General features: G+C 41.2%; 13 protein-coding genes. 5 read left to right on the top strand and 8 right to left on the bottom strand.

Annotated features, from left to right (window positions below; translation table 11 throughout):
- Positions 1-47: 47 nt before the first annotated feature.
- From GGR21_RS00925 to GGR21_RS00945, 5 genes are all read left to right on the top strand, one after another.
- A complete protein-coding gene (locus GGR21_RS00925; protein WP_183305263.1) occupies positions 48-1,475 on the top strand; it encodes an MFS transporter in 1,428 nt (475 codons plus the stop codon).
- Between the two features lie 105 nt (positions 1,476-1,580).
- Positions 1,581-2,747 carry an AGE family epimerase/isomerase gene (locus GGR21_RS00930; RefSeq protein ID WP_183305264.1) on the top strand — a complete coding sequence of 389 codons (1,167 nt, stop codon included), beginning with the start codon at positions 1,581-1,583 and terminating at the stop codon, positions 2,745-2,747.
- A gap of 276 nt (positions 2,748-3,023) precedes the next feature.
- Positions 3,024-5,342, top strand: a complete 2,319-nt coding sequence (locus tag GGR21_RS00935) for a glycoside hydrolase family 3 N-terminal domain-containing protein (protein ID WP_183305265.1) — start codon at positions 3,024-3,026, stop codon at positions 5,340-5,342.
- 3 nt (positions 5,343-5,345) lie between these two features.
- Positions 5,346-6,458: a glycoside hydrolase family 26 protein gene (locus GGR21_RS00940; RefSeq protein ID WP_317169853.1), complete on the top strand. Its 1,113-nt coding sequence runs from the start codon at positions 5,346-5,348 to the stop codon at positions 6,456-6,458.
- Position 6,459: 1 nt separating this feature from the next.
- Positions 6,460-7,584, top strand: coding sequence for a glycoside hydrolase family 26 protein (locus tag GGR21_RS00945; RefSeq protein ID WP_183305266.1), 1,125 nt, complete (start codon positions 6,460-6,462; stop codon positions 7,582-7,584).
- A 77-nt stretch (positions 7,585-7,661) separates the two neighbouring features.
- Here the strand turns inward: GGR21_RS00945 and tatC are convergent, their stop codons facing one another.
- The 8 genes from tatC to GGR21_RS00985 form a co-directional block, all read right to left on the bottom strand.
- A complete protein-coding gene (gene tatC / locus GGR21_RS00950; protein ID WP_183305267.1) occupies positions 7,662-8,507 on the bottom strand; it encodes a twin-arginine translocase subunit TatC in 846 nt (281 codons plus the stop codon).
- Positions 8,508-8,521: 14 nt separating this feature from the next.
- Positions 8,522-8,722: a twin-arginine translocase TatA/TatE family subunit gene (gene tatA / locus GGR21_RS00955; RefSeq protein ID WP_183305268.1), complete on the bottom strand. Its 201-nt coding sequence runs from the start codon at positions 8,720-8,722 to the stop codon at positions 8,522-8,524.
- Between the two features lie 700 nt (positions 8,723-9,422).
- Positions 9,423-10,385: an FAD:protein FMN transferase gene (locus tag GGR21_RS00960; protein ID WP_183305269.1), complete on the bottom strand. Its 963-nt coding sequence runs from the start codon at positions 10,383-10,385 to the stop codon at positions 9,423-9,425.
- On the bottom strand, positions 10,382-11,044 hold the full coding sequence (locus GGR21_RS00965; RefSeq protein ID WP_183305270.1) for a hypothetical protein: 663 nt from the start codon (positions 11,042-11,044) through the stop codon (positions 10,382-10,384). The genes GGR21_RS00960 and GGR21_RS00965 overlap by 4 nt, the downstream gene beginning before the upstream one ends.
- A 15-nt stretch (positions 11,045-11,059) precedes the next feature.
- Positions 11,060-11,944: a sugar phosphate isomerase/epimerase family protein gene (locus tag GGR21_RS00970; protein WP_183305271.1), complete on the bottom strand. Its 885-nt coding sequence runs from the start codon at positions 11,942-11,944 to the stop codon at positions 11,060-11,062.
- A gap of 88 nt (positions 11,945-12,032) precedes the next feature.
- Positions 12,033-12,905: a 3-keto-disaccharide hydrolase gene (locus tag GGR21_RS00975; RefSeq protein ID WP_183305272.1), complete on the bottom strand. Its 873-nt coding sequence runs from the start codon at positions 12,903-12,905 to the stop codon at positions 12,033-12,035.
- A 27-nt stretch (positions 12,906-12,932) separates the two neighbouring features.
- A complete protein-coding gene (locus GGR21_RS00980) occupies positions 12,933-14,414 on the bottom strand; it encodes a Gfo/Idh/MocA family protein (protein ID WP_183305273.1) in 1,482 nt (493 codons plus the stop codon).
- Positions 14,415-14,466: 52 nt separating this feature from the next.
- Positions 14,467-16,149 carry a Gfo/Idh/MocA family protein gene (locus GGR21_RS00985; RefSeq protein ID WP_183305274.1) on the bottom strand — a complete coding sequence of 561 codons (1,683 nt, stop codon included), beginning with the start codon at positions 16,147-16,149 and terminating at the stop codon, positions 14,467-14,469.
- Positions 16,150-16,160: the final 11 nt, after the last annotated feature.

A 16,160-nucleotide genomic window follows, 5' to 3' on the forward strand; every position in this document is an offset into this window, starting at 1 on the left:
AGTAGCCCCTCCTCCCGAGGGGTTGGGGAGGCCCATAACAAACAACCATGAATACACCTAAAGTATCATTAAAAGAAAAAGTAGGATATGGATTCGGCGATATGGCCTCCTCCATGTTTTGGAAAATATTCGGGATGTACTCCCTTTTCTTCTATACCGACGTATTTGGTATAACAGCAGCCGCAGCTGGAACCATGTTCCTTGTGGCACGCATTTGGGATTCGTTTTTCGATCTCTTTGTCGGAATTATGGCAGACCGGACTAAAACCCGGTGGGGGCGTTACCGTCCTTATCTTTTGTGGTTTGCGATACCATTCTCTGTGATGGGCGTTATTACATTCTTTGTGCCCGATTTCGGCTATACGGGGAAACTGGTGTATGCTTATATCACTTATTCTTTGATGATGATTGTGTATTCATTGATCAATGTGCCTTATGCTTCGTTGCTGGGTGTGATGTCACCTAATCCGCAGGAAAGAAATATACTATCTTCCTATCGTATGTCTTTTGCATTTATCGGTAGCTTTATCACCTTTATGCTTCTGCAACCATTGGTTGATACTTATGGAAATGCTTTCGGATCAGATACTATCGATAAAGCAATAGAGACCGCCGAAACATCGATCAGCACCTCGCCTATCGGCTGGACTTTGGGTGTGGCTACAATCGGGGTGTTGTGTACAATACTGTTTTTCCTGTGCTTTAAGTGGACGCGGGAACGGGTAGAGCCCGTAAATGAAGAGCAGGACACATCTGTAAAGAATGACCTGAAAATACTTTTCCGTAATGCTCCGTGGTGGATTCTTGTAGCTACAGGCCTGGCGGCATTACTGTTTAATGCAGTGCGTGACGGTGTAGCCATCTATTACTTCCGCGATTATGTGCAGGTTGCCTATAAAATGCCGTTTACAGGATGGGATATGACAACTATCTATTTCCTTGTGGGACAGGCGGCAAATCTTGCCGGGGTAATACTTGCACCTACATTATCAGCCAGATACGGAAAACGCAGGACATATATGATTGCTATGGCCGCTGCGGCAGTATTGAGTGTTATATTCTTCTTTATCCCTAATCAATTAGGCTGGATATTGCTATTGCAAACGCTGATATCTTTCTTTGCGGGATATGTGCTTCCGCTTTTGTGGAGTATGTTCGCCGATATAGTGGATTATCAGGAACTGAAGACAAACCGCCGTACTTCCGGACTGATATTCTCATCATCTTCCATGTCACAGAAACTGGGGTGGGCATTGGGAGCCGCATTGACAGGTTGGATATTGTTCCTGTTTAAATATAGTCCCGACATTGCGCAGCAAAGCGTTGAAACCATTTTCGGTGAACGCCTGATGATCAGTCTTATTCCTGCGGGTTGTTGTATCCTTGCATTTATCGGGATGATGTTCTATCCGCTGACAGAAAAGAAAGTGAGAGAAGTAACGGCCGAACTGGAAAAAAGAAGGGCGGAAAAGTAGGCCCTCTGTAATCCCCCGGAGGGGGAAATTGAGAACTAAAAAATTTATTAAGAAATAATTCCTTGTTAAATAGCCTCCCCTTGGGGAGGTTGGAGGGGCTAATTTATGAATGGATTTAAAAAAGAACTGACTCAGAATATACTCCCTTTCTGGATCGATAAAATGCAGGATGCCGAATATGGGGGATTCTATGGCCGTATCGATGGAAATGACCGGCTTCATAAAAATGCGAATAAAGGCTCGGTATTGAACGCCCGCATATTGTGGACATTTTCGGCCGCTTACCGTATTCTGAAAGATGAAGAATATCTTGATGTTGCTACCAGAGCCTATGATTATATAAAACAGTATTTTCTGGATAAGAAATTCGGAGGCGTATATTGGGAACTCGATTATAAAGGGAATCCTGCGAATACTAAGAAGCAGGTTTATGCGCAGGGATTTGCCCTGTATGGCTTTTCGGAATATTACCGTGCGACGGGAAATCAGGAAGCTCTGGATTTAGCCATAGAATTATTCCATTTGATCGAGAAATATAAGGACAAAAAATATGGTGGTTATTTCGAGGCTTTTACCCGTGAATGGCAACCTATCGAAGATATGCGCCTTAGTGAAAAGGATGCGAACGAAAAGAAGTCGATGAATACACATTTGCATATTCTCGAACCATATACCAATCTTCTCAGGGTATGGGATAATGAAGAACTGAAGAAAGCACAGCGGGAGTTAATTCTTATTTTCTCCGACAAAATATTAAACAATAACACTTTCCATCAGGAATTATTCTTTGGCGAAGATTGGGCAGTCAGATCATCGGCTATTTCTTACGGGCACGATATAGAAGCTTCATGGTTATTGTATGAGGCTGCCGAGGTATTAGGAGATAAAGATTTGCTGGATAAGATAAGGCAACTTTCCCTGAAAATAGCAGATGCGGCATCGGAAGGACTGGTTGCTGACGGTAGTATGATCTATGAAAAAGATAGAGATCATACTGATAGAGAACGCCATTGGTGGGTGCAGGCCGAAGCTGTTGTTGGCTATATGTATGCCTGTAAAAATTCACGGGAAATCAGTTACAAAGAAAAGGCAGCAAGAATATGGCATTACATACAAAATCAGATTACTGATAAGCATAACGGCGAATGGATATGGAGCCGTCTGGAAGATGGGAAGGTTAATCAAAAAGACGATAAAGCCGGATTCTGGAAATGTCCTTACCACAATAGTCGTATATGTTTGGAAATGATAGAGCATTTCGGTATGGAGTGACTATCTTTTTCGGATAACTTTATCTATATATGAAGGGTAGCCAGGGTAGTTAAAGGAGTCAGATAGTAAGTGGAGGACGTTCTTTGACATGGATAAAGTTGACAAGTAAACGAGATACAAGCAAACAAGTTTCCTCATTTTTGGGGATTTAAACTAAAAATTGTGTCAGGAATGTCAGATTTTAGTTAAAAAGAAAGATAGAAAAAATAGTGCAAAAGTGTAACTTTTGTAACTTTTTGCAAGATAAATCGCATTATATCAATTAGATAAAAATAAATGAAAAAAGGTATTTTAATAATGACAACAACAATAGCGATGGCTGGAGGATTATCTGCCCAGAACAAAACAGACCTAGAAAGCAAGGCAAAAGAGATTGCCGGAAAGATGACTTTAGCCGAGAAGGTGGGACAAATGGCGCAGATCAGCATTGATGCGGTTTGTGAGGGAGAAGATACGCCACCCTCAAGCACAATGAAATTAGATATGGATAAACTTCGTGATGCTGTGGTCAACTACCATATCGGTTCTATCCTCAATTCGCCGAATGTACGTGCACGTTCTACCGAATGGTGGAATAAGGCTGTGGAGCAAATGCAGGAAGTCGCGATGAAAGAAACACGTATTAAAGTACCTATCGTATACGGATTGGATCAGATACATGGCGCAACCTATACTGCAGGCTCCACTATGTTTCCACAGGAAATAGCACTTGCCGCTACATGGAATCCGGCTCATGCACGTAAGATGGGAGAGATAACCGCCTATGAAACCCGGGCAAGTAATGTTCCCTGGAATTTTTCTCCTGTACTTGATCTCGGGCAAGACCCACGCTGGGCACGGCAATATGAGGGATTTGGAGAAGATCCGTATATCGGTTCTGTCTTCGGTGTAGAACTGATCAAAGGTTATGAGGGTGACAACAACAATATCGCTGATCCTGCTAAGGTGGGTGCGTGTATGAAGCATTTTCTCGGATATTCCGTTCCTGTAAGCGGAAAAGACCGTACACCGGCATTTATTCCTGAAAATGTGCTTTTAGAATATCACGTTCCGGCATTTCAGGCTGCGGTAGACGCAGGAGTTGCCTCTGTGATGATAAATTCAGGTTCTATTAATGGTGAACCTGTGCATGGCAGTTTTAAGCTGCTGACAACGCTTTTGAAAGAGAAAATGGGATTTAAAGGGATGGTCGTTACCGACTGGCAGGACATTGAAAATCTGTATACCCGTGAACGTTCGGCCAATAGCCATAAAGATGCCATTAAACAGGCAATCAATGCAGGTATAGATATGTCGATGATCCCTTACGATTATGAGCGCTTCTGCGGCATGTTGACCGAACTGGTGAATGAGGGCGAGGTACCGATGTCACGGATAGATGATGCCGTAACTAAGATAATAGAATTCAAACTGAAACTGGGACTATTTGAAACACCGAATACGTATGCTAAAGATTACCCGGAATTCAATTCAAGAGAATTCCAACAGGCATCATATGACGCTGCGGCAGATGCGATAACCCTGCTTAAGAATGAAGATAATATCCTCCCTTTGAAGAAAGGTGCAAAGATATTGGTGACAGGGCCGAATGCTGTTAGCCGTCGTGCGTTGAATGGAGGATGGACATATTCATGGCAGGGAGAAAAAGTCAATGAGTTCTTATCAACAAATACCTTGCTTACTGCTATCGAACAAACATTTGGTAAAGAGAATATAAGCTATGTTCCGGGTGTTAGTTATACAGATTCCATAGAGTATCGTACCGAATACAAAGACCGTTTTGAAGAAGCTGTTTCAGCAGCGAAGAATGCAGATTATGTGATTCTATGTCTGGGTGAAAATTCATATTGTGAAAAACCGGGTGATCTGGATGATATCTATCTGAACGAATTGCAGACCGAACTGGCGCAGGAAATTCTGAAACAAGGTAAAAAAGTAATACTTGTCCTTAGTGAGGGACGTCCCCGTGTTATTTCAAAGATTGCAGGTAAAGTGAATGCAATAGTGCAGACCTATCTGCCGGGAGCATACGGAGCTGATGCTTTGGCTGATGTTCTTATAGGAAAGGTCAATCCATCGGGTAAATTACCTTATACTTATCCGGCATTCCCTAATTCCATCGCTCCGTATTATCATAAGTATTCGGAAGAGCAGAAAGCAAATGCCGGTGCTTATAACTATGAAGGTGATTTCAATCCGGAGTTTCATTTTGGCTTTGGTTTAAGCTATACGACTTTTGCTTATTCGAATGTGAAAATTGATAAGACATCTCTGTCAAAAGATTCGAAAGAAAGTATAACAATAACAATAGATGTGACTAATACCGGAACTGTGGAGGGAAAGGAAGCTGTACAACTATATTCAAGTGACCTGTATGCTTCTATCATTCCCGATATGATACGCTTGCGCCGTTTCGAGAAGGTTTCTTTAAAACCGGGAGAAACGAAGACGGTGTCATTTAATCTAAATCTGAATGATCTTTCGTTTATCAATCTTCAGAATGAGAGAGTTGTGGAATCCGGCGATTTTGAATTGAAAGTAGGCACATCTTCAGCAGATATTAAAGAGAAAGTATTATTTACAGTAACTGATTAAAAAGTGAAAAGGTACTTAGCCATAGTCGTCCTTATGATTATCCCGTTCTTATGTAAATCGCAAAGTTTTGAACTGATAGATAAAGACGCATCTCCAAAGACAAAAGCCTTATTCCGCAACCTGAAAAGGATTCAAGATGAAGGAAAAGTTTTGTTTGGTCATCAGGAAGCGACGACTTACGGGCGGACATGGCGTGGAGATAAAGACCGCAGCGATGTAAAGGATATAACAGGGAGTCATCCGGCTGTTATCGGTCTCGATTTCGCTGATGTGACAGTAACAAATACCGAACAGTTCCTGAAGGAAAAGGCAAAGCTTATAAAGTCGGTAGTAGATACCTATAATCGTGGTGGCATATCCACTTTCGCATGGCATCAGAAGAATCCGGCAAATGGGGGAAGTTTTTATTGGGAGAAGAACCCGGTAAAAATTGTATCTGATATCCTCTCTGGTGGTAAATTACATGATACCTATAAATTCTATCTGAAGACTGTGGCTGATGTTGCGGATGCTTTCCGAACTGAAAATGGAGAACTGATCCCTATTATCTTCCGTCCTTATCATGAATATGACGGTGACTGGTTCTGGTGGGGAAAAGGTCATTGTACAAAAGAAGAGTTTATAGAATTATGGCGTTTTACAGTCGATTATCTGAAAGATGAATTAGGCGTCCACAATTTTATCAATGCCTTTTCGCCCGATTGCAGGTTCGATACTGAAGAAGAATTCCTCGATTATTACCCCGGAGATAAGTATGTGGATATGCTGGGCATGGATAATTATTGGAATTTCCGTCCCGACGGCAATAACAATCCTGCTTTGGCTGAAAAGAAACTGCGGATAGTCTCAGATGTCGCCAAAAGAAAGGGAAAACTCGCAGCGTTTACAGAAACGGGATTAGAGGGTGTGACACAAGCCGATTGGTTTACATCTGCTTTATTGCCAATACTGAAGAAAGTGAATGTCTGTTACGTGCTTGTCTGGCGCAATGCCTATGATAATCCGTCACACCATTATGCGCCCGATAAAGGTCATCCGGCAGAAATGGATTTTAAAGAATTCACCGGTTCGGGAATCATTTTATTAGAAAAAGACTTACCTAATATGTATGAATAATATGAAAAGATGTTTAGTTGTTTTTATAGCTGGTTTGATGCTTATATCGTGTAACCAAAAGAAAGAAATTATGTACGAACATATACCGGTTGATAAGGATGTAACAACAGAGACCGTAGAACTGTATAACCGTCTCTTCAAATTGATGGACAAAGGTATAATGGTCGGCCATCAGGATGCTTTGGCCTATGGGCATAGCTGGTATAAAGAGAGTGGCCGTTCGGATGTGAAAGATGTAGCCGGTGACTATCCTGCTGTTGTAGGCTGGGAACTCGGCCATGTGGAAATAGGGGCTGAGTTTAACCTCGATTCAGTCTATTTCTCCGATATGAAGCAATATATAAAAGAGACCTATAAGCGAGGGGGGATAACAACTGCCAGTTGGCATGGTGATAATATTGTTACCGGTAATACTTCGTGGGATTGCGCGCAGGATTCTGTCGTAAGGACAATCTTACCTAATGGCTCTAACCATGAGAAATACCTTACCAGGCTCAATCGTGTCGGAGACTTCTTTCTCGACCTGAAAGACGAACAGGGTAACTTGATACCTGTTGTGTTCCGTATGTATCATGAGCATACCGGAGCCTGGTTCTGGTGGGGAAGTGAGCAATGTACACCGGAAGAATACAAGCAACTCTGGACGATGACTGTGGATCATCTGCGCAATAAGAAGAATGTTCATAATCTGCTGTATGCCTATTCTCCATCTGAGACAAAGGATGAAACCGAGTTCCTAGAACGGTATCCCGGAGATGAATATGTAGATATCGTAGGATACGATTGCTATGCCACGGGGAGCGATTCGGTTGCAGTGGCTAATTATAAAGCAGCCATGGATCGTAACTTGAAAATTGTAACCACTTATGCGCAAAGATCGGGTAAACTGCCTGTTGTCGGAGAAACAGGAATGGAGTCGATACCATATCCACAATACTTCACCGATGCCGTCTATTCTGTTATCAATCAATATAGGATCGGTTGGGTGTTGTTCTGGCGTAATGCATGGGAGCCGGATAAGCCGAATCATTATTACGCTCCGTTCAATGGGCATTCGTCCGCACCTGATTTCAAAGAGTTTGCCGCTAAACCGGATATATTGATGAATAAAGATATTCTGGATTAATATTAGAAAGTTACTAAATAAATAGCACTGTAACTATCCTTGTTGCAGTGTTATTTATATATGGCTTTAATGATTTTCTATTCTTTGATCTGTGTTTGTCCTGTCGCCTCTTCTTCTTCGTCATCCTCTTCTTTAGGAGCTGGTTTCACAAAGAATGCACTTAGCTCGTATAAGCAGTAGAGCGGGATAAATACCACAGATAATGTGAATGGATCGCCCGATGGTGTTATAAATGCAGACAATACAAGTAATGCTACCACTGCATGCCTTCTGAATTTCTTGAAGAATGACTTGTTTAGTAGTCCCAGCTGAGACAGCAACCACGATAGCAAAGGTAACTCGAAAACAATGCCCATAATGAAAACAAGCATCAGGAAGTTATCCATATATGAATCCAGGGATATCTGATTTACGATGGTATCGCTAAGCTGATAAGTGGCTAAAAACCGGAATGTGATTGGGAATACCAGCGAGTAGCCGACTGTACATCCGATGAAAAACATGATAGTTCCGAACAGAAATACCCATCTTATACTCTTCTTCTCACTATCATATAAGGCAGGACTGATAAATCTCCATATCTCAAATACCAGATAGGGAAAAGTAAGTATAAGTGCCAACCAGAATGATGTGGTCATATGTCTGAAGAACTGCGAAGTAAGGTTGATATTAATTATATCAACATGAAAAGTATCATCACAAAAGTTCGGTAAGAAAGGGATGGCAGAGGTAGCCGCACATAGATATTCGTATAAAAAGAAATTGGCATGTGTAGGCCCCATTATAATGCTGTCATAGATATACGGCATTGCAATGAATCCCAAAATCATAAAAATAAATAATGCCCCGACAGACCTCATTATAGTCCACCGTAAATCCTCTAAATGATCCCAGAAGGTCATTCCCTGATTACTCTCTTCCATAGGAAAGTGTTATCTCAATCTTTTTTAGTAGTGTCGTTTGTTCCTTCTATGTCGTCTTCTATTCCTTTAACGCCTTCTTTAAAGTTTTTAATTCCTTTTCCAAGGCCTTTCATCAGTTCAGGAATCTTACGGCCGCCAAAAAGCAACAGTACAACAATGGCTATGATGATGATTTCACCTGTTCCCATATTCCCTAAAAATAATAATGTATCCATGAGTTTTTTTGATTGTTATTTTTTGTAAGATATTAAAATAATAAGGTCTCGTTCTTTTCAGAATTCAAAATAACATAATAATATCGAAATACAGTCTTAATTTAATATTTATTTCTTTTTTTATCTAAATAATAAGCCCTTTTAAGACAAATGCTATGAATCGGCAATAAATTCTGCCGCTATATCTGCCATTGGAAGGGTATCAAAATATTTTCAATTTTAAAAAAGTTGACGCATATTTTAATTTTTAATTAATACGGATTTCTTATAATTTTTCTCTTTAATTAAAAACTGACAAACAACGTTCGGCAGAGCAAAGCGGAGCCAATTAACAATCGACGAAGCGAAGGCGAGTCAAACCTGACAAATTTTGAGCCTTTAGTTGTTAGCTCATAGCTATTCGCTTTTTGGATAAAAAGTTACAATCAACGATCGCCGAAGCGAAGGCGAGGCAAATGTTACACTTTTGCGGCTTTTTTAATCAAAACCTGACACTTTTTTTAGCTGTTGGCTTTTTTGCTAAAATCTGACATTCCTGACACAATTTTTAGTTTAAATCCCCAAAAACGAGGAAACTTGTTTGCTTGTATCTCGTTTACTTGTCAACTTTATCCATGTCAAAGATCGTTTCTACTATCTACCGACTACTGTCTGGCAACGATTTTAAATTATAGATAAAGTTATCCAAATCTCATTAATATCATACCGCTATCACATGTTTCTGGATATCCGGAGTACAATAGACCTTATATTCTCCTTCTTCGTCGCATATAAAGACCGCATCCAATTCAGGAAAGTTGTTTATCCATTCCAATGCTTTTTCGGTACCCACAACCAGAAATGCTGTGGCAAAAGCATCGGCTGTAATGCAATCATTTGCTATTACTGTTGCCGATAGCAGATTGTTTTTTACCGGATAGCCACTGACAGGATCGATGGTATGTACCACTTTCTGCCCATTTTCTATATAAAACTGGCGGTAGTTGCCCGATGTGGCAATTCCTTTATCTGTTATCTGTAATATCAGTTGCAGGTCTTGTCCGGGAATAGGATTATCTTCTCCGGGACGGTCTACGCCTATTCGCCAGTTTTCACCTTCAGTATTTAGCCCTTTTAGCCTTATTTCTCCTCCAATTTCTACAAGATAATTTTCACATGTATGATCCTCAAGAAATGACGCAACCAAATCGGCAGAATAGCCTTTTGCTATGGCATTGGCATTCAGTATAACATTCGGGTCGGATTTTACTATTCTGTTGTTTTCGAGGGTAAGCTTGTCCATCCCGATGGATTTCTTCAATTCTTTTATCCGGTTTTCGTCCGGTATATTTTTCCCTTTCGAGCTGAATCCCCATACTTTGAACAGGGGTTCGGCCGATATGTCGAATGTGCCGTTTGTCAGTAAGCTTATTTCTTTTGCTCTGGTGAATACGGCCTTAAAATACCGGTCGACTTCAATATCCTCATTCCGGTTAATGCGTGAAATAATGGAATCATCATCATAAACAGATAAGGATTTCTCGAAATCTGCCAACAATTGTTCTACATCGGGCTGGAAATCGCGGTCAGCCTTGTCCTGATAGATTATACTGTAACTCGTTCCTTCTGCCACACCTTGTATGTGGTAGTAGAAAGTTCCGTCATCAGCCATTATTGCTTTCATCCTATTGAATCGATTTGAAGAGATTCAACATGAATGATACCTTTAGGCCGGAATGAAATATTCTTGTATGATTTAAATTTGTAAATTCCTCCGACCTTAACAGCAACCACCAACATATTTCCATGGCTTATGGAACCGATCCATTTGGGCGTTTTGTTATGTATAAGCAGTTGTTCCTGCTTATCTTCTTTCACAATCTCTACTATCATTTTGTTGGAAGTATTAGTAGGAACACTGTCTAATTTCACTGACCTTATATTCTTTCTTTGTAATAGAGGAGTCCCGACTGTCATATTTTTTGTTACTGTGGAAATACGGTCGCTTACATAAGATTGGGTATGCTGATTGTGGGATTCGAAGGTAGTACAGGAATAATGTACATACCCTATCGCGTTGCTGGGGGCTGAAATAGACTCATAATATATAATTGTATCGCTATTCGAGTCTATTAATTTGCTTAGAGCTTCCAGCCGGTAGGGATTGGTTACTGCCAATTCTCCTTTCTTATCTAGACTTGTGAAATAGTTCAAAAGTTGTTGTTGTGGTGTGTTATTAACAGGCATTATTTTATACATACTTTCCGGCTGAGTGCTTTTACTGCTTCCACAACCGGAAAGTATAAATATGATACAGATAATTAAAAATACACCATTTTTCATTATCTGCTAATTTTTTTAGTTGCTATAACTTGTTTTTACCAACGGGCATTTTTGCAGATATTCTAAACTTTTCTGCACACTTTCTGCCGGAGTAAAGTTATATTGCTCAACTTCTACTACGAGATGCTTTACTCCTGCTGCATCTGTATTGTTAAAGATAGCGTCGAAACCGACCATTCCACTTTGACCTAATTCCTTATTGTCTTTGATATGCAGTATTTCGAAACGGTTTTTGTATTTGTTAAAATAGTCAACCGGACTATTTTGTCCTCTTACAACCCAATAAACGTCCATTTCAAAGAATACATATTCAGGGTTGGTGTTTTCGATCATGTAATCATAAAATACTTTATCCTCTATTTTATTAAACTCGAAAGAATGGTTATGATAACCGAATTTCATTCCGGCTTCTTTACATTTTTTTCCTACTTCATTGTAGTATTCACAGTATGTTTGCAGGTCGGCCAGTGTTTTTGGAGTAGGCATTGACGGAGTCACTATATACTGCATTCCTGCAGCCTTATGAGCCTTGATGGCTTCGTCCCACCATTGCATGTTTTCAGTAAAGTCTTTTTTTGCAAGGGCTTCATCTGAAAGAGATTTACCTGTGTGAGAAGAAAGAACTTTCATTCCGGCTGCTTCTATATCCGCTTTAAATTCTTCCGGAGTTTTACCATAGAATTTACCACTGTCGTAGTTTGCCGCTTCTACAGCAGTGTAACCCATTTCACCAGCTTTCTTGATAGTGCCGGCATAATCGGTTTTTATATCGTCCCGAAGTGAATATAGTTGTAGTGCTATATCTTTCTTCTGTCCATCTGGAGTATATTTTACTTCCACTTTCGAATTACATGATGCTAAAACTAAACAAAAAACTGAAAATATTAATACTTTTTTCATTGTTGTGTTTTTTCATAAAATCAAATCCATGTAGGGGAGATCCCCTTCCATGGATTCGAAAAAGTTACTATTTACCGTTGTTTTGAGATTAGTCCATTACTTTTACTCTGATGTTGCGGAACCAAACATCATCGCCATGGTCTTGGAGGCCGATATATCCTTCACGGTTCGGGCCACCCAGGTTATTCAGCAATTCGAAAGCCAAAGGCCATTTTTCTTCGCTGAATTTGCTCTTTTGCAACAATTCTGTCCATTGCGGAGTCCACAAATGATATTCAACTACAGTCTCACCATTTTGTTTGTGGAAAACAGTTCCTTTAGAAACAATAATTTCTGCAGTGTTCCATTCTCCAAATGGTTTAGAGTTCTGTGGTTTTGCAGGAATCATATCATATAAGGAAGCTGATTTTCTGTTACCATCAACTCCGGCCAATGCATCCACATGGTTTTCATTGTCCAATACCTGGTATTCAGGAGAAGAAATGTAAATTGGTTCAGTTCTTTCATTTCCGTCTTTATCAGTAGAAGTTACTTCCTGAGCAAGATAGAAAATACCTGAATTGCTGCCTTTGGCAACTTTCCATTCCAGGGATAGTGCGAAGTTTTTGAACTTATGGGCAAATATGATATCTCCACCATCAGCTTCCTGAGCTTCGCCTCCGCCTGTACCGCTGAATTTTATAGCGCCCTCGTCAATAGTCCATTTTCCTGGCACCTTGTCTTTTCCATAACCTCGCCAGCCTGTAAAATCTTTGCCGTTAAAGATCACAATATAGCCATCTTTATCAACCTGGAATTTCAGACTGTCTGTTTCCTCTGCTTTTAGTGAAGGAGAGTAACTTAGTGAAACTTCTTTAGTCTCAGCTTCGGTGTTGCCACCATCAGTTTTCTTTGCGCCGCCACAAGCGATAAATGTTCCTGCAATCATAAAGCAGCTTAAACTGTAAATTAATCTTTTCATTTTCTCTATTTTTAATTTATATAATTATTATCTGGGCATGTCAGGTAATTTCCATCCGTCGCGATATGTATGTTTGATCAGCTCCTGAGCAAATGCCAGTGCATTTACAGGTTCTGTCATTGTCTTGTCGAAAGTAGGATGGCCGTCCTTTATCTGGAATCCGTCTTTGATCACCGTACGGATAGTAGCATCGGCAGGTATGTTTGTAAATTGCATATTTACACCATCCCAGTGCAATTCCTGATTAAGAGCTTGTAATCTGATAGCAAGTACTCCCATCACTACCATTTCATTGAATGGTCCTGCTTCGCTGAATGGCGATGCAGTTTCTACACGGTTCGATGCGTTTTCTTTACAAGCACGTACCCAGTCCATGTAGTGGTCATCGTTAGGAATTTCTCTCAGTACTTTCGGCGCATTTGGTGTACGTCCCGATAATAACCAAGGATCTTTTCCATAGCAACCACAGATCAATGTGTCTTTTGTTCCGTGGAAGATTACTCCACCTCCCGCATCGTTCATGTCTTTTCCCTGAGGGAATCCTTCGGGACGCATAGGTTTCAATCCTCCGTCATACCATATAACTTCTACCTCAGGCATAGCTACTTTTGGCATATTGTCGCGGGCAGGGAATATCAGTTTCACTGTTTGTGCGTTAGGTGCACAGTCTGTTAACAAAAGAGTAGAACTTCCCTGTACTTTTGTAGGGTAACCCAGTTTAAGGCCTTTGAATACAGGGTGGAGAATATGACAAGCCATATCGCCAAGTGCTCCTGTACCGAAATCCCACCAGCCACGCCAGTTCCAAGGAGTATAGATAGGGTTGTAGTCACGGAACTTTGCAGGCCCGATAAATAAGTCCCAGTTCAGTGTTTTCGCAACCTTCTCTGCTTTTTCTGGTCTAGGCAGTCCCTGTGGCCAGATAGGTCGGTCGGTAAATGCTTCTACTTTTGTAATTTCTCCGATTTCACCGTTCCATATCCATTCGCATACTTTGCGAACACCAACACCTGACGAACCCTGGTTGCCCATCTGGGTAGCTACCTGATGTTTTGCGGCTAATTTGGTAAGCAAACGGGATTCATATACTGTATGAGTCAATGGTTTTTCTACGTATACGTGTTTTCCCAGAGTCATGGCATCAGCGGCTATGATGGCATGTGTATGGTCGGCTGTTGCTACCATTACAGCATCGGCCGATTGGCCCAGTTTATCATACATTTCACGGTAGTCGTAAAATGTTTGAGCTCCCGGATATGCTTTAAAGACATGGTCGCTGTATTTCCAGTCCACGTCACAAAGCCCGATTATGTTTTGACTTGCCAGCCCTTTCAGTACGCCCGCTCCACGTCCGCCAACACCAACACCTAGTATGTTGAGTTTATCGCTTGGAGCCATTCCTGCGTGGCCGAAGCTTTTTCCCAGTACAGAACTAGGAATGATAGTAAGCCCTACTGCTGCTTTCGCTCCTGTTGAGAGAAATTTTCTTCTCGAAATGTCTGATGCCATAAATTTTTGTTTTTTTAGGTTAATAATTATCTAGATTTATCGGTTATATATTTTAACTGAGTTCTCCTCTTACTATTTCTTCTTTGTCTTTATCCCAATACATTGTGCGTCCTTCCAGATAAGCGCGTGTTCCCATGTGGGCTGTAATAGCCTCTTCGAAAGCTGCGTCTATGCCGCACGACGTTTTCTTGTTCTTGTCGCGGATACATTCAAGCCACTCCCTTATATGTAAGAACGTAGTATCGTAGCGTTTGCCACCAAGATAAGAATATAGCAATCCACGCTGGGCAAAATAGAGTTCGGTAGCTGATGTTACGGCGTCTACCTGACTTTTGCCCGGTACGTATGTGTAAAATGGTACATCCGCTTTGATAATTCCTTTTTCTATTTTCTCCTTGTATCTTGTAGACGCACTGTCAACCTTGACTGTAAGCGTGTCACCTACTTCCATTGAAGCGTCATGTCCCATAATTACTTTTCCTCTGTGCCTGTTGCTGGCAAGGGTTGCACTATAGAGCATGGTCATATTTTTGTCAGGGAATTCGAATGTGGTTTGCAGTACATCTGGTACGGTACGTCCGTCTTTGAAGAAGTAGACACCACCCGATGATGTAGCCGAATGTGGAATGCCGACCCCCATCAACTGGTTGATAGCATCATATTCATGAGTTAACAAGTCTCCGCTTAGTCCTGTACTGTAATCCCACCAGCAACGCCAACGGAAGAACCGTTCGAGACTGAACTGATCACGGGTTTCAGGTCCTACATACTTTGCCAGGTTATATTTAGTCATATAATCCATATATTCCTTCACTCTTTCCGGGTCTCCTTCAAACTGTTTCCAGTCTATAGTCTGAGGGTTTGCAGTAGGATCTATATTATATACCCATGCGCCGTTGGGGTCATTCCTGTTTGTGCATACTTCTATTAGTGTAACAGGGCCAAGCAATCCTTTATCAAGAATTTCTTTTGCCTTGTGGTAGCTGTCTACCTGACGTCCCTGATGTCCCAATTGGAATACGATTCCTGTTTGATTAATCACCTCTCTTACCATATAGGTTTCTGGTACGGTCCACGAAAGAGGTTTTTCTACGTAAACGTGTTTCCCTGCTTTTGCCGCATCCATTGCCATGGTACTGTGCCAATGGTCAGGAGTTGCAATGATTACTGCATCTATATCGTCAGCAGCCAGCATTTCCTTATAGTTTCGGTATCTTTTCGGTGCAGTTCCGGGTTTGCCATCCAGCCCCTCGCGAGTTGTATTTGCTCCGGCTGCGATTCCATCCTCTGCAAAAGTGTCGAATATATCACATACTCCGGTCAATACAACGTTAAGGTCTTCCTGTTCCCTGAATAGTTGGTAACGGGTGTCTTTTTTATCTTTCTTTGAAGCATCTATTAAATCTTGCAATGACTGAGGCGTCGCAAATCCGGCAGCTCTCAATAGTTGTTTGCCTCTGATTCCACAGCCGATAATTCCAAGGCGGATTTGTTGTCCGTCAGCTTTCAGATCGGCTATCGTAGGGGTTTCTTTGCTAAGACTGAATACATCGCTGACGTCGTGCATGGTTTTGTCATGCTTCTGTTTCTTGTATACGCCATAAGCCAATGCACCTAATACAGGTACTGTGGCTAAGGCTTTTATAGCATCCCTTCTGCCTTGCGATTGGGGTAGCGGGCTTTTTCCTTCATTGTTATTGTTATCCTGAGGTGTTGCTTTATCTTGGGGTGTCATAGTCTTATATT

It is taken from the genome of Dysgonomonas hofstadii, from assembly GCF_014196915.1.
Taxonomy (GTDB): domain Bacteria; phylum Bacteroidota; class Bacteroidia; order Bacteroidales; family Dysgonomonadaceae; genus Dysgonomonas; species Dysgonomonas hofstadii.

Coding starts and splice junctions, on each gene's coding strand:
- GGR21_RS00925 (WP_183305263.1), top strand. CDS start 48: ATGAATACACCTAAAGTATCATTAAAAGAAAAAGTAGGATATGGATTC.
- GGR21_RS00930 (WP_183305264.1), top strand. CDS start 1,581: ATGAATGGATTTAAAAAAGAACTGACTCAGAATATACTCCCTTTCTGG.
- GGR21_RS00935 (WP_183305265.1), top strand. CDS start 3,024: ATGAAAAAAGGTATTTTAATAATGACAACAACAATAGCGATGGCTGGA.
- GGR21_RS00945 (WP_183305266.1), top strand. CDS start 6,460: ATGAAAAGATGTTTAGTTGTTTTTATAGCTGGTTTGATGCTTATATCG.
- tatC (WP_183305267.1), bottom strand. CDS start 8,507: ATGGAAGAGAGTAATCAGGGAATGACCTTCTGGGATCATTTAGAGGAT.
- tatA (WP_183305268.1), bottom strand. CDS start 8,722: ATGGATACATTATTATTTTTAGGGAATATGGGAACAGGTGAAATCATC.
- GGR21_RS00960 (WP_183305269.1), bottom strand. CDS start 10,385: ATGAAAGCAATAATGGCTGATGACGGAACTTTCTACTACCACATACAA.
- GGR21_RS00965 (WP_183305270.1), bottom strand. CDS start 11,044: ATGAAAAATGGTGTATTTTTAATTATCTGTATCATATTTATACTTTCC.
- GGR21_RS00970 (WP_183305271.1), bottom strand. CDS start 11,944: ATGAAAAAAGTATTAATATTTTCAGTTTTTTGTTTAGTTTTAGCATCA.
- GGR21_RS00975 (WP_183305272.1), bottom strand. CDS start 12,905: ATGAAAAGATTAATTTACAGTTTAAGCTGCTTTATGATTGCAGGAACA.
- GGR21_RS00980 (WP_183305273.1), bottom strand. CDS start 14,414: ATGGCATCAGACATTTCGAGAAGAAAATTTCTCTCAACAGGAGCGAAA.
- GGR21_RS00985 (WP_183305274.1), bottom strand. CDS start 16,149: ATGACACCCCAAGATAAAGCAACACCTCAGGATAACAATAACAATGAA.